General features: G+C 40.6%; 13 protein-coding genes. 7 read left to right on the forward strand and 6 right to left on the reverse strand.

Annotated features, from left to right (window positions below):
• Positions 1 to 11 precede the first annotated feature (11 nt).
• From L7A31_RS06340 to putP, 4 genes are all read left to right on the forward strand, one after another.
• Positions 12 to 1313 carry a hypothetical protein gene (locus tag L7A31_RS06340; RefSeq protein WP_237360651.1) on the forward strand — a complete coding sequence of 434 codons (1302 nt, stop codon included), beginning with the start codon at positions 12 to 14 and terminating at the stop codon, positions 1311 to 1313.
• 11 nt (positions 1314 to 1324) lie between these two features.
• Entirely contained in the window at positions 1325 to 2860 is a 1536-nt protein-coding gene (locus tag L7A31_RS06345; protein WP_237360652.1) for an enterotoxin A family protein, read from the forward strand.
• Positions 2861 to 3698: 838 nt separating this feature from the next.
• Entirely contained in the window at positions 3699 to 4973 is a 1275-nt protein-coding gene (locus L7A31_RS06350) for an amino acid permease (protein ID WP_237360653.1), read from the forward strand.
• A 568-nt stretch (positions 4974 to 5541) separates the two neighbouring features.
• Positions 5542 to 7026 carry a sodium/proline symporter PutP gene (putP, locus tag L7A31_RS06355; RefSeq protein WP_237360654.1) on the forward strand — a complete coding sequence of 495 codons (1485 nt, stop codon included), beginning with the start codon at positions 5542 to 5544 and terminating at the stop codon, positions 7024 to 7026.
• Between the two features lie 86 nt (positions 7027 to 7112).
• On the opposite strand, the gene L7A31_RS06360 is transcribed toward putP, so the two are convergent.
• Together L7A31_RS06360 and L7A31_RS06365 are read right to left on the reverse strand one after the other, a co-directional pair.
• Positions 7113 to 7523 (reverse strand): universal stress protein, encoded by a 411-nt coding sequence (locus L7A31_RS06360; protein ID WP_237360655.1) that lies wholly within the window; start codon positions 7521 to 7523, stop codon positions 7113 to 7115.
• A 207-nt stretch (positions 7524 to 7730) separates the two neighbouring features.
• Positions 7731 to 8585, reverse strand: a complete 855-nt coding sequence (locus L7A31_RS06365) for a LysR family transcriptional regulator (RefSeq protein ID WP_237360656.1) — start codon at positions 8583 to 8585, stop codon at positions 7731 to 7733.
• Between the two features lie 103 nt (positions 8586 to 8688).
• Between L7A31_RS06365 and L7A31_RS06370 the strand changes: the two genes are divergently transcribed.
• Entirely contained in the window at positions 8689 to 9888 is a 1200-nt protein-coding gene (locus tag L7A31_RS06370; protein WP_237360657.1) for a YbfB/YjiJ family MFS transporter, read from the forward strand.
• A gap of 58 nt (positions 9889 to 9946) precedes the next feature.
• On the opposite strand, the gene L7A31_RS06375 is transcribed toward L7A31_RS06370, so the two are convergent.
• Positions 9947 to 11572 carry a cellulose binding domain-containing protein gene (locus L7A31_RS06375; RefSeq protein WP_237360658.1) on the reverse strand — a complete coding sequence of 542 codons (1626 nt, stop codon included), beginning with the start codon at positions 11570 to 11572 and terminating at the stop codon, positions 9947 to 9949.
• Between the two features lie 612 nt (positions 11573 to 12184).
• Here L7A31_RS06375 and L7A31_RS06380 point away from each other — a divergent pair.
• Positions 12185 to 14170, forward strand: a complete 1986-nt coding sequence (locus L7A31_RS06380) for a HAMP domain-containing methyl-accepting chemotaxis protein (protein ID WP_237360659.1) — start codon at positions 12185 to 12187, stop codon at positions 14168 to 14170.
• A gap of 342 nt (positions 14171 to 14512) precedes the next feature.
• Positions 14513 to 15433: a helix-turn-helix domain-containing protein gene (locus tag L7A31_RS06385; protein ID WP_237360660.1), complete on the forward strand. Its 921-nt coding sequence runs from the start codon at positions 14513 to 14515 to the stop codon at positions 15431 to 15433.
• On the opposite strand, the gene L7A31_RS06390 is transcribed toward L7A31_RS06385, so the two are convergent.
• From L7A31_RS06390 to L7A31_RS06400, 3 genes are all read right to left on the reverse strand, one after another.
• Positions 15434 to 16300, reverse strand: coding sequence for a queuosine precursor transporter (locus tag L7A31_RS06390; RefSeq protein WP_237360661.1), 867 nt, complete (start codon positions 16298 to 16300; stop codon positions 15434 to 15436).
• A gap of 12 nt (positions 16301 to 16312) precedes the next feature.
• Positions 16313 to 17005 (reverse strand): class I SAM-dependent methyltransferase, encoded by a 693-nt coding sequence (locus L7A31_RS06395; protein ID WP_237360662.1) that lies wholly within the window; start codon positions 17003 to 17005, stop codon positions 16313 to 16315.
• Positions 17006 to 17242: 237 nt separating this feature from the next.
• The gene (locus L7A31_RS06400) at positions 17243 to 18244 is read right to left on the reverse strand and encodes an NADH:flavin oxidoreductase (protein ID WP_237360663.1); all 1002 of its coding nucleotides are present in this window, start codon (positions 18242 to 18244) and stop codon (positions 17243 to 17245) included.
• Between the last annotated feature and the right edge of the window lie 80 nt (positions 18245 to 18324).

Below are 18324 nucleotides of genomic sequence, written 5' to 3' on the forward strand. Positions count from 1 at the left end.
ACTCGTCGAATATGGATAAATCAGAGGAATACATTCGAAATTATTTTAGGAAACTAACAGCAGAGAATCTTGACTATAAGTCTCGAATTGGGCCTGTCATATCATTCAATGGATGCAATAAGTTTGGTGGACCTTCTTTCCTTGAAAATGTACGTGGGTTAACCGCGCATGGTACTGGAGATAGAGCAAAGGTTGCTCTTAAACACATTAAATCTATTTTATATAATAAAGTCAGGCCTACTTTTAATCTAAATATTAATATAATCGCTCACTCTAGAGGCTGTATATCCGCATTGAAACTAATGGAATATATAGCCAATGAAAAAAAAGCGTTTCATGATAAACGTAGTTTGGCCGAGCGTGTTAATGTTTGTTTAGACCTTAAGGATCCGGTGCCAGGTAACTTTGACTTTTCAGAAGAGATCGGTACTGCCGTTGCTAAACGCGTTAAGGATATGTCTAACTACGACTTTATAAAAACAGCACACTTAACATATGCTCACAGAAATAGTAAATATGAAAGGTTTCACCTCCAAGGAAGAATAAATAAGCCGGGTTATGAGCCGATCATGCCACTATTTAGCGATAAAACGAAAGTCGTTGTAGAGCCAATTGTAGGTATACATGGTTCAGTGATCAAGCCCGAGTCTAAATATCCCGGAGGCTACGAATTAGTAAACGCAAACTCTCGGAAATTAATTTTAGATCATGTTGAAATTCACGATATCGAAGAGATAGATGATATCGAGAAAAAACAGTTAGCTGCATATAAAACAATGCTAGAACAATGGGAGTTGCGGAAGACAAAGACAATCGACAGAGTTTTTCACTTTGGCGGAAAGATAAGCACAACGGGATATAAAAGCCCTCCCAGTCTAAATAATAATCATCTTGAACTGCAAACGAAATTCAACAAGAAGATAAAGAATGAACTTATAGCTCTAGAGGTCTATCCTCCACATTACAAACCTGGTTACTATCCTTATTATGATGCTTTAACTCAACTTTCAAAAGGAAAATATTGGGCTAAAATAATAGACGATAAAGTATATAGCACTAAATATAAAAAGGTAGTATTATCAAACATATTCGCAGATACTAGTTACAAATTATTTGGTAAAAAAGACGATATTTTAGACATATATTCATTAAGAAATATATTATCCGCAATGGTTAAGATATATGTTTCCGATAGAGAGTTCAAAAATGAAGTCACAGATAAAAAAATTGAAAAATTCATAAAGATTATACTATCTGGGAGTAAAATGATAAAAATCAGTCATAATGACTTCCTTAAAGTATCTGGTAGATAAGGGCGCAACTAATGTTATACCTATCATTTATAGAGCCTGAGAATGTAAATAGTGACTTCTTTTCTCCAAACATATACAATAACAACAACTTAAAACAGCACGTCATTAATAGTGAAAATTCGCGATATTTAACTGCATATGATATTGATATTTCTAATTTAGAAAAAACATCATTAATGCATTTAATAAAGAGAAGATGTATAGAAAACGCACTAAATAACTTATATCATTTATCACTTAAAGAAATAGAATACTTAAATTTGGAAAAGTATACTACATCTGTGGTGAGTTATTTCATTGGAGTGGTTTCTTTATATTTATACGAAATAAAAAAGTCGCGGATAAAATTTTTTGACATCAACAATGTTATGGGAAAGCAATCTCCAAACCCTGACAGAGTAGAGCAAGCTATAGATAAGAAAATACCTATTAATAATATATCAGGCTTTACTAGAGTTGATATGCACTTCCCTTCGGGAAGGATAGTAGTAAATAGAACTCAAGATTTTAGCACTCGCGTATTAAAAGGAATCGTGAAAGAGAAGAACAAAGAGAAAAGTCAATTACATTTATTTAAAAAAGAAATTAGTAAGTACTCAAAAAAAACTGAATTCAATGAGATCACTTTAGCTAAATACCCATTGCAAGTAGTTATACTAAAATCGTTGCTGCAAAAAAGAAAAAACATTGGAAATAAAACAACAACAGCAACCAAAATTCGATATCTTCTAAATCAGACAAAATTTAATTCGCTAAAGCAGAAAGTCACACCATCGTACGAGGAGGCACTAAAATACAGACACCTAAGAGCTTACGCTCTTGGCTTAAATCAATCGTATCACACTTCATTTACCGCTTTAGATTCTGCCTTAGAAAAAAAATTTAAAAAAGTAACTCCCAAAAAAGGTGCAGTGTTCATTCGAAGTTTTGATGAAATAACAACCTTAGTTAGAGCGAGAAACCCTAAGTGTATTGATGATATAACTACAAATCTAGCCTATAAAGGCATTACGAAAAAAAGAGGCGCATCTAGGGATGTCTATATAGTTAAATCAGAGGGCTTGGGATTTAAGTTGTTTTACATCAAGCATTCGACCTGGAAGGAAAACACTACGTTAAACTTAGACCTTAGGTTAGATGAGGTTTATAAAAGCACAAAGTTTTACGGTGGGCGATATAGCCATCTAGGTCAAAACGAAACACTATTTGTTGAAGGGAAATTTGTATCAGTATTTTATTTTATCGAGAATGCAATACCTTTAACTGATATGCACAAAATCCCAGAAAGTGTTGTTCAAATGATGAGTGATGCAGGTTTCCCGTCGGCCGATTTTAAGGGAAGTAACTTTGCTGCAGTTCCTAATGAGTATGGCTTATGGGATTATGTTCCAATTGATTCAAAGTTTATTGGTAAGATTAGAAGTGATAGCTTAAGAACATCTGACGTTAATCATTACTATAACAGCATTCCTGGTTGGTATGAAATGGCGAAATTATCAAGGCTTGATACCAAGGCACCAATATCGACTAAAAACCCTTTTAGATAATAATTAACACCACACTATATTATTAATAGACAGCACGAGTTTGATACTATATTACATGTATCAAACTCCACTAAAGTAATTTAAAATTTATTTAATTATTGATAACGAAAGTTGCGATGTTTAAAACAATATCTTTACGCTATATCTATAACGAAATAAATCGATGTACTCTAGTTTCTTCCTTCCAATATTATATATTCCAAAAGACAATCAGAGCCCTGTGACAGCAGTCAACTCTTCCCCAGTAGATCCGAAATGAGTACACAGACTAAACATTCTACCGCAGTGCATGAAGGCCCACATTCGCTAGTATATCTTCTAAACTTTCAGATTCAGTAAAGAGGAAGATTTCTTCTTGTATATATTCCAGAAGTATATTTATAAAATGGACTACTAGGTGAATTTGTCTACTTAATTATTAATTTCCACTATTTTCCACATTTGGTGTTACTGCTCTTTAAAGATTCGCAGAATAATTAAATTCTAGATTGACAATTATCTTCCTATTATATTTTTCTACAAAGCTATTCAAATAATTGAATAGCTTATAAATACTTTTAGTTACCGATAGGTAAAATACATGTTTAATTTTTGAACAACTTCATTCACGACAAATAACATTCAATGTAATAGTGCAAATTTCACTCAAATAACTTAAATTACATTTTGAAATTACTTATAACTAAAAAATTTTAATATTAAATTGATGGCACAAAGCTAAGTTATTAATCTAACGTTGCAGCGTAAATACGCGCAATAAGTTTATGGAATGTAAACAAAATAACAAGTTTGTAAAATAAGTAAAATAATTTATATTAAATCACAGGATAACTAATAAATGGATAGTGTGCTAGGAAGTCCTCCTCAACTTCAAGAAACCAAGCTCGACTCCACCGATTACGGTTGGATCGTGATGAGCATTGGTATGGCTATTGGGGCTGGAATTGTGTTTCTACCCGTTCAAGTTGGTGTTAGCGGCATCTGGGTGTTTTTGCTTTCTTCAGCGATAGGCTACCCAGCCATGTATTTGTTTCAAAAGCTATTCATTAACACTTTGGCTGAATCTAAGCAGTGCACGGATTACACTGGCGTTATTTCTGGCTATTTGGGAAAAAACTGGGGAGCTCTATTAGGTGCATTGTATTTTATCATGCTCATAATCTGGGTATTTGTTTACGCATTAGCCGTCACTAACGATAGCGCATCCTACCTGCATACTTACCACATCACCGAAACAAACCTCAGCAATCACAGTGTTTATGGGCTAGTTCTGATTGGTGCGCTCGCTTATATCGCAACCAAAGGCGAGAAGGTTTTGTTTAAACTTTCGGGCACATTAGCAGTAACTGTATTGGCATTGGTCGCTTTGATGGGAGTTCTATTAATTCCACAATGGAACCTGAATCATTTGCCTCCTGTGGGCGACATCGGCACGTTAGTCAAAAACGCGATCATCACGTTGCCGTTCACTATTACGTCTATCTTGTTCCTGCAATCTTTAAGTCCAATGGTGATTTTCTATCGTTCGAAAGAAAAGTCTGTTGAAGTTGCGAGGGTTAAAGCACAAAGAGCAATGAAAATCTCGTTTGTAGTCTTGTTCGCCATCGTTTTCTTTTACGCAATTTCATTTACGTTAGCGATTTCCCAGCAGCAAGCGATACACGCTAAGCAAGACAATATCTCTGCTTTAGCTATTATTGCCTATTACTTCCCTGGTAGCTGGGCGACAATTGCAGGCATAGTTATCAACCTTTTTGCTGTCGTCAGCTCTTTTTTCGGTGTTTTTCTCGGGATTCAAGAAGCAAGCAAAGGCATCGTGATGAACCTATTGCGTAGAAAGTACGATGATTCATCAATCAACAAAAAACTAGTGAATAACGCTGTTGTCGTTTTTGTTATTTTGCTTGCTTGGCTAGCCATCTCTAGCAACTTCCCAATTCTGTCTTTTACTTCTATCTCAAGCCCTATCTTTGGCTTAGTAGGTTGCCTTATCCCTGCCTACCTAGTGTATAAGATCCCAACGCTACACAAGTACAAAGGCATGGCAACTAAACTGATTATTGTCACAGGTGTATTGCTACTCGTCTCTCCCTTCCTAGCTTTTGTGCAATAGGACAGCTGTCAAATACTTGCCTCAGCCAACGTTGCTGAGGCATGTTTTACCTGGCAAGAAAACTGGTTCATATCTGACCAATTACTCATTAGTTCCCATTTAATGCTAGAATACCCGCCTTTTGGATCTTGCTTCTAAAGAAGCATAAAAATGTTAATAAAATAAAATAAATATATTAATTTGAGACATTAAGCATGTTAAACACTGGTTGCAAGTGCTAGTGTTCTCGCCCAAATTATTTCGTGTTCTCGACATAATTTGCTGTGACTCAAGCAGTTTCATTTTCAATGAGACTATCATCGGCGCTCGTTTCACGAACATCACCGATAGCTTGATTCAGTTCGAGCATGTGTAATTGATAAATTTAAAATAGTACTCAGTGCTTACCGCTTGCCTGCTCTAACAACGTCATTTGGGGCATTGGTAGCAACACGCTTACATACTAAGCATTTAAAATAATTATAAATTTTGTACTTTTACTAAGTAAAACAATACAAATAACCAGGCTCTACAAGCCCCTTCGCTAAGATATGGAGGCTTATAGATAGACGGTCATATAGGAGACTTGATGTTAACTTTTTATATCGTTTTGGCGATTTATTTTCTAATTGTGTTCGCAATTGGCATTTTCGCCGCACGAGCAACCAAGAATAATTCAGATTATGTACTCGGCGGTCGCAGTTTGAGCCCAGCAATTACAGCTTTAGGTGCTGGCGCATCTGATATGAGTGGTTGGCTACTACTTGGTTTACCCGGAGCCGTGTTTGTATCAGGCTTAGATCAGCTTTGGCTACCCGTTGGATTGACTATCGGTGCTTACCTCAACTGGCGCTTCGTAGCGAAAAAGCTCAGAATTTACACTGAAAATGTTGGTGATGCTCTAACTATTCCTTCCTATTTCGACGCTCGATTTGGCAACGGAAATCGAGTTCTAAGGCTAATGACTGCGGTCGTAATCCTGATCTTCTTCACTCTATATGCTGCGGCAGGATTTGTGAGTGGTGCGTTCCTTTTCCAAGCACTTTTCCACTTGCCTTATCATCAAGCGGTTTGGTTCGGTGCCATCTTCCTCGTGGCATACACAGCAATTGGCGGATTTCTTGCCGTTAACTGGGTCGATTTCTTCCAAGGCTCTTTAATGTTTTTCGCGCTGTTGATTACCCCTTTTACTGTTTGGTATCACTTAGATCACGCAACGGCTACCACAGCTCTTCCAAGTCACTTCTTCTCTGCTGTAAGCTCTCACACTAGCACCATTGGAATTGTGTCACTGCTTGCTTGGGGCTTAGGCTATTTTGGTCAGCCACACATTCTAGTGCGTTTTATGGCGATAAGAGACGTAAAAGGCATGCCAGTTGCGCGAAGAATCTGTATGAGTTGGATGATCGTGTCACTGCTTGGCGCATTCGCAGTCGGCATCACGGGAGCAATGTACTATGCTACTCGTGGCCATAGCTTTGACAACGAAATGGTCTTTTTAGAGCTGGCGAAGGGGCTATTCCCAACTTGGGTTGCTGCTATCCTATTCTCCGCAGTTCTTTCAGCGGTAATGAGTACAATCGCAGCGCAATTGCTAGCCTCTTCTAGTGCACTTACAGAAGATATTGCGCACTTTTTCCATATAGACTTATCTGAGAAATCCAAAATTTGGCTTGGCCGAGTCGCAGTTGTCGCGGTTTCTTTAGTGGCTATGATTTTTGCTAGCGATCCGAAAAGCACCATTCTATCCATCGTAGGTAATGCATGGGCAGGTATGGGGGCAGCATTTGGGCCAGTGATTCTTTTCTCCTTGTTCTGGAGACGTTGTACAGCGAGTGGTGCTATCGCAGCAATGGTTGTCGGCGCTGCTGTAGTTATCGGCTGGATCTGGGCACATTCTACATGGCCAAACTCAACGCTATTTAGCCTATACGAGATCGTTCCAGGCTTTATCCTAGCTTCAATTGCTTTGGTTATTGTCAGCCTGAAAGGCGAACAACCTTGTGAGAAAACACTCCATCACTTCGATGAAGTGTCACAGCACTGCTCAGAAGAAATGAGCGTACAAAAATAGTACTTAATATCTGGTAGGGCTTCATGCCCTACCTTATCTTTAGTATTTTGCCTTCCCCAACATCTTCCAATCGAGAAAGCTAATCGCTAGTGATTAAGCGGAACCACTAGCATGTCTACTGGTGAGCTATTAATAATTTTCTTAGCTGACGAAATAAACTTGCTGACAAAGTTCTGGTGATGCCCACAAACTAGTAAGTCTACATTGTACTTCTCAATAGCCTGACTCAGCTCTTCATCTAAGTGCCCGCTGCCAACAAGTGTATGCTTCACTGGGTAGTCAGTCATATCAACTAATTTTTGCATTTCTGATTGCGAAGCTTCTTTTAGTTTCGCCTTGATATCTACAAATCCGATATAGGCTTCTGCATAGCTATCGTCAATGTGGATGAAGGACAACTTCGCATTCAGCGGATTTGCAAGAGCGATAGCTTTTTCTACTAATAAATGACTTTCTTCTGATAAATCAACGGCAACCATAATGTGTTTATAGGTCATGCAATATCCTTTTTCTCTCTACGACAATCGAAAGGTTTAATCTATAGTTCGTGTTTAGATAGCTCAGATTACACGGTACTTGGGCAGTTTGAACCGAAAGACATCAATATTCAATTGGAAAATTTTCAGCTTTCGGATAAAAATTTGTAGGTCAAAAACATTGCAGCGACAAGTGTAGCTGAGGAAGTCAAAACGCTGTTTCGCTATCTACATGTTTTCGGGCTGGCAATTCAAAATGTTCTTGAAGGTCTCCATGGAAGGCAGCAGTGCGGTATCCTTATGCCTTAATAACTGAACTTGAGTACGAGTGAATTCTGTCGGTAGCTGAGAAACCGTAAGCTCTTCATATCTCCTCGACGCCTTGAGCACTTTCTCTGGCATCACGGTGCAACCTAGGCCAATAGCAGCGCAGCCTAATATGCCATCAAGCGAACCAAGCTCCATTAGCTTAAGTTCTGTGTCACCACAAGAACGTCGCCAAGCCATTGCTTGCGCTCGAAAAGAGCAGCCTTCTCTAAATAAAATAAGTGGCAGATCTTTTACTTTGGAGCCTCTCTTATGCACTAACACTAGCGAATCTTCTCGTACTGATTCAGTGACTAGTTCCTTGTGCTCTACAGGGCCGCTGGCGAATATCACATCCAACTCATGACCAAGCAGGCGACGCACTAAGTCAGATGTCGTAGAACTATACACCTGTAAAGATATATTCGGGTGAGCTTCTTTACAGGTTTTTAAAACCATAGGTAGTTCTGTAGCAGCAAATGTCTCTATCGAACCAACGCGCAGCTCTCCACTTTCACTGCCAATATGTCTCAAGGCTGTCGTGGTTTGCTGTTCAAGTTGCAACATTTTTTGCGCATATTCTTGCAAAGTTCTTCCGGCAACAGTCAATACAAGACTTCTTCCCTTACGATGGAATAAAGCCACATCGAGCTCTGATTCCAAACGCTGAATCCTCATCGTCACATTAGATTGCACGGTATTCAGTTTTTTCGCTGCAGACGAAATCCCGCCCTGTTTAACCACCATGTCAAAGGTACGTAATGACTGAAGATCCATAGAAACCATCTCAAATAATGAACGTTTGGTTCAAATTAAATCATTTTTAATGAACTGACAATTTTTTTATATTGCTCTAAACACTTTTCAACGGTACATGAATATGTCAATCGACATCAAAAAAGCAAAAGTTCTGTTTGCTGGGATTGCCAGTTTGATACTGAGCGTCGGGATAGCGAGATTCTCATACACTCCTATGCTGACCATTCTTCAAAGCCAAACAGGACTCAGCCAAAGTGCTGGCGCTTGGCTGGCGAGCACCAACTACATCGGCTATTTTGTCGGCGCGTTATTAGTAGCAACAATTCATGATATTCAGCTTAAGGATAAGTGTTATCGAATCAGTATGATATTGGCCGTACTTTCAACCTTTATGATGGCTTCAAGCCAAAACGTTTGGGTTTGGGCGACGCTAATGTTTTTTGCGGGTGCGAGCAGCACCGGAGGCGTACTGATGAGCTCGGGGTTGGTGCTAAATTGGCTATTAACCAATAAAAAAAGTGCCAAGCTAGGGCTACATTTCAGTGGTGTGGGCCTTGGCATCATTATCGCTGCGTTGTTGCCTGAAATTGCACGTAGCTATTTAACATGGAGCCAACTGTATATCGTGTATGGCGGATTAAGCTTAGCCCTGCTTTATCCAGCTCTCGCTTGGTTACCCAAACCAATACATGCCCCCAACAAAGCCAAAGAGAAAAACAACATGGCGAACCTGCCGTCAGCTCGCTTCTTAACTACGCTGAAGCTGGGTTATTTTTGTGCTGGCGTTGGGTATGTGGTCAATGCCACCTTTATCGTTGCCATTGTTAATCAAGCCTTAGGGCAAGGCACCCAAGGCTACCTGATCTTTATTCTTCTCGGTATTGCTGCTGCGCCGTCACCCATTATGTGGGATAAAATTTCTCATCATATCGGCAACCTAAACGCGTTAGTATTAGCTTGTCTGTTACAAACCGCTGGAATATTGATACCTGCTGCCAGCTCAAGCCTTCCATGGTTGCTTGTGAGTGCGATATTATTTGGCAATACCTTCATCGCAATCGTCAATATCGTCATGACGATGTCTGGACACTACTCCCCAAGTAACCCAGCAAAAATGATGGCTAAAATGACGATCAGTTACTCCATAGCACAAGTTGTCGCCCCAATGGTGGTCGCGATGATGACAGCTCACAGCCTTGATTATTTGGATGGCCTACTCCTCGCAGGTGTTGTCATGATTGGTGGAACACTATGTATGTTGAGGCTAAAGTTTCTCGACCGATCAACAAGCTCCATAATAGAACTTGCCCGCTGTAAATAAGGAAACGCCCAAACAACAATGTTTGGGCTTAGTTAGCTTGGGTTGAGAAGTTAGTAGGTTAAAGAGAGTCGATGATTTTTATCGCTTCAGTGCGATATTCTTCAGCGTTAGGTAATCGACCGTTCTTCTGAGAAAACTCCTTTACCCATGCTTTTGCTTGAGATAAAAACTGTTGGTGTAAGTAGTAACTTGGCTGCTTTACACCATTTTGATCGATAAGCCAGAAGCCTCGATACGCCTGTAAGTAACCATCCCATTCGTTGTCATACATTTGCCAATACAAAACAAACGGAGCTCCCCACTTCAGCGCTACTTTCATCAACCCTTTGGTTAATAGCGCTTGTGTTTCTCCAGCTTGTTCACCATGACTTAGAAACCAACTCGCCGCATACCCATATTCTCCGATAAACACTCTCTTATCGAATGGAACACCTGATTTTTCTGGAAGATGCGAATCGATAAAGCTGAAGGCGTTCGACATTGCAACGTCTAGCTTGTTGAAATCAGCATTTTCTTCCTTGTTGGGAATGTCGTATGCAGAATATGACACTAAATCAGCGTTGGTGTGTGGTAACACCATATTGGTCACCCTCTCTTTCCCCGCCATTGCCGATTCAACACGGTTAACTTCCACATACTGCAAAATATTGACATCACTCTGTGGCGCCTGTGCCAGAGCATCCTCGATTGCCTTCTGGCGTATATTGATGAAATCGATTAATCCTTGAATTCGTAGATCTGGCAACTCGACCACAGAGTCATCATAACGCTCAATTGAAACTCCCGTTGCAGGATCTGTCTCTACGGTTTTAACCAGTTGCCAATCCAGCTCCCAGTTACCAAACATAAACGTTTTACCGCTGCCGTTGTAGGTAGTAAGGAGGTACTCAGCAAGGCTATATATTTTCGAATATTGTAAGTCGAGCTCTTGCTGGTTCATGCCATTGTTATCCATCCAATGCCCAGAATCCTCAAGCCATATCATGTAGTAGGCGAAGTCCATATCAAGGACAGCTTTGAAATCAGGTACATCCCGAGCCAGTTTTACAAACTGATACGCATAAGATTGGTAGTTTGATACCAAATCGGGATAACTATATGGCGATAAACTAAACTTCAGCAAGTTAGAACCTAGTCGCCTAATTTCTTTCGCTGTTTCCACCAATCGTCCATCATTGGTGAAGCCATAATTTGGATAGATAGTCTGAGTGCCTATAACGTAGTTAAAATTGTCAGAAACAGAGCCTTGTATAGGCTCTGTTGGTGTCACTACGTCCGGTATCTCAGTTGCGACGCCATCCGAATTGACGACCACTTTTTGCGGCACTAAAGAGCTTTGATTTGAAGTGAACACAAACCCAAATGCTTTGGCTTCTCCCGGTGGAATGTCGCAAAACGTTGGGTCGCATTCTGCGGTTACCGTATTTCCTTGCTGAGTGACCGCCGCATTCCAAGCGAAGTCCACTTGTTCGTCAGCTAACCAATCGAATGTAACTTGCCATGTTGTCACGGGGTTTTCAGTATTGTTGCGGATAATCAGCGTTGACATACCACCTCCAGCCCACTCGCTTTGCAGTAAGTATTGATATTCCAATGCCTGTACTCGCTCACTAAACATCGACAGCACTGCAATAGACAAAAAATGCAGAGCAGCATAACTCCTTATATAAATTGAATAGTGCATATTCAGTATCCTATTTTGGTGCCGGTATTTCGGCACGGCTTCGCTTTACCTTGATTCTTAAATCGAAGGCAATCCCTGCACTTCGATCAGCGAAGCATCAAACTAAGTACTTGAGCTATAGTCCTCACCTACATAAAAAACAGAAATACCTCAATGAAATTTAACTGCGCTTACCAATGTGCTTAACCTCTATATAGGGCAATTGCTCTATTTTTATTCAATTTAACATTGCACAGAAAATCACGTTTTGACGATTAATTGCTGACATATGTCACCGGACATCCGAGCTTGTGAGCACGAGCACCTATATACCAATTACCATGCGATTAAATCTATCAATGCAGAACTCCATTCTTACTCTATATTAAATAGGCAACTGATATAAAAACCCGATAAAACCAAAACAAGAATAGAACTTAAAATACTGATTTATAGGCATTTAACCACTATTTCAAACGAACATACAAAGCTTTAAAGTCGAGCCTCTATTGCACATAGTGTGATTGAACACGCATTTAGTGATACGCCCTATGCACAAAGCACAAAAGTGGTCGAAACAGTGGCTCATGAAGAACGAATTTCAATCATTTAATACGAGTAGGATCTCAGCTCATGCTTAGTTTCAAAAAATCAATGTTTTTGGGTTTCGGCAGTGTAGTGGCACTTCTTCTTATTGTGGGGATCACTTCCTTTTATGTAATCGAGCAAGCCTCAAAAGGTTTTCAAACCTATCGCTCCTTAGCGAGGACAACCAACATCACTGGCCGAGTGCAAGCGAATGTGTTGATGATGCGTATGGCCGTAAAAAACTACATCATTACTTCTTCCGACAAAGACAAACAAACGTTCGAAGCATACGTTGAGAAAACGACCATGTTTCTCGAAGAAGCTTTGCAAAGCGTGAAAGACCCTAGCCGCCGGGACATCATGACTTCGATAAAAACGATGCTAAATGAATATGAAGACAAATTTAGAGAGGTCGTCGAATTAAAGAAGAAAAGAAATGATCTTTTCAACAATAGCTTAAACATTGTTGGCCCTGCAGTAGAACAGAAGCTAACGAAGATAGTTGTCTCAGCCAATGAAGATTATGACATGGCAGCAGCATATAACGCTTCTCTAGCCATGAGGAATTTGTTGCTTGCTAGGCTTTACGTCCTGAAGTTTGTTGAATCAAATGAACAAAGTGCCATCGATAGAGTCAATGCCGAGTTCAAGGAAATGGATAAGCATTTAGCTACCCTTGATTATGAGCTAGCCCATCCAGAGCGCCGTGAACTACTTGAAAGTGTCATTACAGAATCAAAGGCCTACCGAGAGTCGTTTGCAGCAATCGTCACCGCTATCCAGCAACGCAATGAAATCATTCAAAGCACGCTAGATAGAATTGGTCCTACAGTGGCATCCGACATTGAAAAAATAAAGCTCTCCGTCAAAGAAGAACAAGACATACTTGGCCCCGAGGTTCAACGTAACAACGAGTTTGCTGTTTGGATAATCACTCTTCTGGTGATTATTGCATTTGCTGTCGCGGTTTATGTTGCCTTTAGCATCACCCGTCGAATAGACAGGCAGCTCGGCGGCGACCCGAGAGATGTCACCAATATCGTTAAATCCGTCGCTGATGGCGACCTAAATCTAGAGTTGCCTTCTCATAACGTATTACCAAGCAGCCTTTATGGTTCTATATTAAGCATGGTAGAAACCTTGCGAGAGAAAGCTCAATTGGCACAGAAAATTGCCGAAGGCGATCTCTCTTCTCACGTGAACTTGGCATCAGAACGGGACAGTTTAGGTAAAGCGCTACAGCACATGGTGACAAACCTTACGGATGTCCTGCAAAACGTTCAAAAAACAGGTGACCAAATTTCATCAGGTAGCTCCGATGTCTCTCAATCTAGCCAATCTCTCGCTGAAGGGGCAACTCAACAGAAAGAGAGTTTAGAGCGCATATCTGTATCGCTTGAAGAACTTTCAACTCAAACCAATTCCAATGCAACCAATGCTCGAGAAGCAAATCATTTGGCAGAACAAGCTAAAGGGGCTGTTAGCCGCGGCCAAGAACATATGAAAGAAATGGTCGATGCAATGCAGGAGATTAAATCATCGAGCCAAAGCATTAGCGAATTTATCAAAACTATCGATGAGATTGCTGAACAAACCAACTTGCTAGCCCTTAACGCTGCCATAGAAGCCGCTCGAGCTGGAGAGCAAGGAAGAGGCTTTGCGGTGGTCGCCGATGAAGTACGTAACTTAGCATCTCGAAGCACAGCTGCCGCGGAAGAAACCACCAAACTCATCAAAATCGCGGAAGAGAAAACCATTAATGGAGCAGATATTGCTGAAAATACAGAAGCGGCATTAGGCTCTATTTTTGAAAGTATTACCGATACATCCAATCTAGTCGCTCAGATTGCTGACTCTAGCAAAGAGCAAGCACAGGGTGTTTCTGAAGCGCACGAAGCTGTTGCTTCTGTCGATCAAGTGGTGCAACTGAACGCTTCGGCGTCCAATGAAAGTGCAAAAGCCGCCGAAGAACTAGAGCAACAAGCTCAAGGTATGAGAAGCATGATGGAGCAGTTTGTATTTAAATCGTGATACCTACACTACAAATACATTAACGAAAAAAGCCCCACAAAAGGCTGTGGGGCGAAGCTGTAATAGCGAATACCCGCTTGTTGAAGAGGCCGGGTAAAATATTAGTTGGCTATGTACAACACTTTCGGGTCCCAAAAATGTTGTGCTATACATTCTTATTAAAAACATATAGCTAGATACCAACAAGCAAAACCTAGAGTGATTACTTAAGTTTTCATGAGTATATTTATCATCAAAAAATAAGTCAACTAGATTCATATGGGTGAGGAAGTTTTGCTTCCACCTTTTAATGTCAGTATCATCGGGCTCATAGAAAATTAGACGCATATTCAGGAGAGTTCATTGGTTCGTTCCGAGTGTAAAAGCATGGCCGAGCGTTTTTTATGGGCGCTTGAACAAAAAGGCATCTCACAAAGAGAGTTAGCAAGGAGACTCGATACTAATCCAGTCTTTCTCAGCAAATTAGGTACAGGCAAATCTAAGAAGACCAGAATGGTGGTTGACATTGCTTTAGAGCTCGACGTCACTCCTGAATGGTTAGAGTATGGCATCGAAAATAACCGAACACATATCGAGCTTAGCTGCGAAGAAATGCGCTCTGCCAATCAAACTTTTCTTTCTAAAGTCGCTGAAAAACTCAACACATCGTCATTGAGTATCAATGAGATACATGAAAAAACGCAAATCCCAATAGAGACCGTTTACCATATTAAGTCAGGACAACATAATCTCTCTTTAGTTGAAGCTTTATTGTTATGTGACTTATTCAACAGCCCTATCTACGAGATGATCAAAGCTGAGCCACAAGCCAATCGTATCCCGCTCATCGGCGGAAGAGATATTATCGACAATGTCGTGGCTGCAAAGCGCATGATGGAAGTCGAGTTTGACTCTGACAGCCAACACCTTATCGGCATTTGTAACGATGGCTCTTTTACAGGGCACTACCTAAACCAAGGTAATGTCGTCATCATCGATCCTGAGATCAAATCATTTAACATTAAGAACGGTGATTCGTGCTTGTTTTTAAGCGACGATAAGATAGATATTGGTTTGAAAAATGCTGGGGAAGTAAGAAGCTTAAATTACTTTACTCACGTTTACGACTTGTCAAAAGTACAGATCATCGGCAAAGTAGCTTTCTTAGAACTCAATCCAATATCTTCTGACACTAGCAGTTTACTGAAAGAAGAAAGGGATAGGCTGATAAAGACCATCCAGAAAATCATTCCAGATGGCACTTTAATTCCTCAACTGAGCTAATTAAGCTCGAAACAAGTTGTTGTCTTGATTGTAGTCAACTTCCCATCGGAACGGTGAAAAGTTGGTATTGCTGTCTAGCATGTCGCTTTGTTCTGCACGCTTAAACCAGTCAATGACTCGTTTGGTCACGATTGGATACATGATCACTTCATACACAACTTTAGTGCAGAACGAAAAGACCAAAAAGTGCAGCATATTTTCAATTGGCCACACACCATAGAAAGCGATTAAACAAAACAGCCCAGTATCAACCATCTCTGAAACCAATAGAGAGCGCAAAATACGTTGGAATAAGAATCCACGCTTTTTCACCTTCACTTTTTGAAACACGTAACTTGAAATCATAAATGAAAATAAAAATGTTACTGACGAAGCAAAGTAGGTTCGGATCATGTTGCCGAAAACAATGCTATAAGAGCTTTGCAAATGCCAAAACTTAGAAGGTGGCAAAACAATCACAAGCCAGATACAAAACGTAAAAAAGATCATGGAAAAGAAGGCACTCCACACGACCCTACGGGCGTATTGGAATCCGTATACATCAGTAATGACGTAGTCGAAGATGTATGAAAGTGGATAAATGAACATGCCGCCAGTGATGGTAAAACCATACAGTGACACCAGCTTACTAGACAGAATATTGCTGACAATCATCACCATCACCAGCATGATTGATAGTGGGAGTATGTATTTGTACTCTTGCTTTCGAACGGTGTAGTCAATTTTGTCGAATTCATAGCACCCTCTTGCTCTGCCAGCAAAATAGGCTGACTTGCCATCAATCTTATTCAAGATGTCTGGGTTTGAGTCAATCAACTCCTGAGTCAAAAGGATTTTTTGGCCATTAATATCAATATATTGTTCCACAGTTTGAATCTCCTACTTCTGCATAACTAAATAAAAATACGGAGATTCGTGGTACTCATCTCGATACGGTTGATTGTCTGCGATTTCACCTAATGGCTGATGCAATGCCAAATAACTGAAGCCAAGCTTTTCGCACTCTTGTTGGATAGTTTCTGGTTTCCAATAAACATCTTCGACAACCAGATCAACGTTTTTCAGGTGAACATTAAAGCAATCGCCCTCCAATTCTGGTGGGGTTCCCACTCCTTGCACACTGGAAAAGTCGGCAACTGCAACAGCTCGATTCGGCTTCACGATAAGAAGAAACCCACCTTCATTAAGTGAGTTGTAACAACGCTCCAGCTCTTGGCTCATAGATTGAAGAGAATCGACGTGGCAAAACATAAGAAAGGAAAAGATAGAATCAAACTTTGCGCTAGGGTATTGCTTGCTCGATAAGTCGTTTAGGAATACCTCAACGTCTGGGTGGCTCTTATGAGTGTTTTTCAATGCGAGTTCGCTGATGTCACATCCTGTGACGCTATCGCATAAGTCTTTAATCACACCGATGGATCGCCCGCTCCCACATCCTAAATCCAAAGCTCTTTTCGGCTTTAAATTTAGTTTTGATAGCAGTTTTTCGACATCTCGGTACGCTAAGAATCCTGTCCCTGATACAGTACTTTTGGAGTATTTTTCAACATCCTGGTCTGTAAATTCGATCATGTTATTCTCTGTTTATAGCGGATAAAACTGACGTTTTTATACCCATATATAGGCATAGCACGCAGTATTATATCCAAAACAGCTGAATATACACGGCTGCCGTGTGTTTCTTTATCAAATCAGGCCGAAAAGAGAAGTACTAAACTGCTAAAAGCCCAAAGTTAATTTAACCTCGGGCTTGGATAACAAATCAAAACTATATGGCAACAGCGATTCTATTGCGTTGATTTTTAGTACTTATGCTGGAACTGCTTGTTGCATCACTGCTTCGTTAAACGCGACTGGGTCTTTAAGAATTGCTCGCCCGACGGCAGCCAAATCCAGTCGGCCACTGTGCAATGCATATTCAATGTATTCTGCCGTTTCTATACCACCAACACCAATGACAGGCACATTAAGCTTTGCTTGCTTAAGATAGCTCGACTCATCGACCAAATACCCTTCTCCACGACGATCTTTGGGGCGATTCCACCCGCCAATACCCGAAGACACATCGATAATATCAACACCGGCTTTAACAAATAGGCGACAGATTTGTTCCATATCCTGTTGAGTTAGCCCTTCGGGATATAGATCCTGTCCTGGTACTCGCACCATTATACCAAGCTTAGTTTCAAGCTTTATTTGTTGAATAATTTCGGTAATCAAGCGAGCGCGACTTTCAAGGCTTCCACCATATTGATCATCTCTTTGATTCGTGACTGGTGACAGTATTTGGTTCAACCCGTACCCGTGAGCACAGTGAAGTTCTACAAAGTCAAAGCCCGCTTTTTCTACCCGTTTCGCAGCTGCAATAAACGATGCTTTTAATCCAAGCATATCTTGCAATGTCATCGCTTTCGGCTTAGGTAACGTGCGATCATATGCTGGTACTGTAATACCTGATGGCCCCATTAATTCAGGGCAAATATCCAGCTGAGCCTTTCCGCCGCAGTGAGTAAGTTGAAACCCAGCTTTTACTCCATGAGAATGTATTACTGCGGCAATCTTGCTAATCCCATCGATGCATTCATCTACGTGCGCACCTAACTGATTAGCTTCACTTCGGCCAGTCACATCAACAAAGCTATACTCCACCATCACTAGGCCAGCACCAGATCTAGCAAGTTTATCGTAGTGCGCGATAGTTTTGTCAGTTGCGATACCTTCTGTGGTTGCTGTTTGAGAGGCCATGGGTGGCACCACTAAACGATTAATTAGGTCACCAGCACCAGTATGTAGGGGTAAAAAACGTTTCATGTCGCCTCTCTATTTCTCAATCTACGCGCAGCTATTCTAAGCTAGCTTTATATGATAAAAAAGAAACAATATTTCCACAT

This window comes from Vibrio marisflavi CECT 7928, from assembly GCF_921294215.1.
Classification (GTDB): domain Bacteria; phylum Pseudomonadota; class Gammaproteobacteria; order Enterobacterales; family Vibrionaceae; genus Vibrio; species Vibrio marisflavi.

Bases quoted from the DNA above. Each gene is read 5' to 3' on its own strand.
- L7A31_RS06340 (WP_237360651.1), top strand. From the start codon at position 12: ATGGATAAATCAGAGGAATACATTCGAAATTATTTTAGGAAACTAACA.
- L7A31_RS06345 (WP_237360652.1), top strand. From the start codon at position 1,325: ATGTTATACCTATCATTTATAGAGCCTGAGAATGTAAATAGTGACTTC.
- L7A31_RS06350 (WP_237360653.1), top strand. From the start codon at position 3,699: ATGGATAGTGTGCTAGGAAGTCCTCCTCAACTTCAAGAAACCAAGCTC.
- putP (WP_237360654.1), top strand. From the start codon at position 5,542: ATGTTAACTTTTTATATCGTTTTGGCGATTTATTTTCTAATTGTGTTC.
- L7A31_RS06360 (WP_237360655.1), bottom strand. From the start codon at position 7,523: ATGACCTATAAACACATTATGGTTGCCGTTGATTTATCAGAAGAAAGT.
- L7A31_RS06365 (WP_237360656.1), bottom strand. From the start codon at position 8,585: ATGGATCTTCAGTCATTACGTACCTTTGACATGGTGGTTAAACAGGGC.
- L7A31_RS06370 (WP_237360657.1), top strand. From the start codon at position 8,689: ATGTCAATCGACATCAAAAAAGCAAAAGTTCTGTTTGCTGGGATTGCC.
- L7A31_RS06375 (WP_237360658.1), bottom strand. From the start codon at position 11,572: ATGCACTATTCAATTTATATAAGGAGTTATGCTGCTCTGCATTTTTTG.
- L7A31_RS06380 (WP_237360659.1), top strand. From the start codon at position 12,185: ATGCTTAGTTTCAAAAAATCAATGTTTTTGGGTTTCGGCAGTGTAGTG.
- L7A31_RS06395 (WP_237360662.1), bottom strand. From the start codon at position 17,005: ATGATCGAATTTACAGACCAGGATGTTGAAAAATACTCCAAAAGTACT.
- L7A31_RS06400 (WP_237360663.1), bottom strand. From the start codon at position 18,244: ATGAAACGTTTTTTACCCCTACATACTGGTGCTGGTGACCTAATTAAT.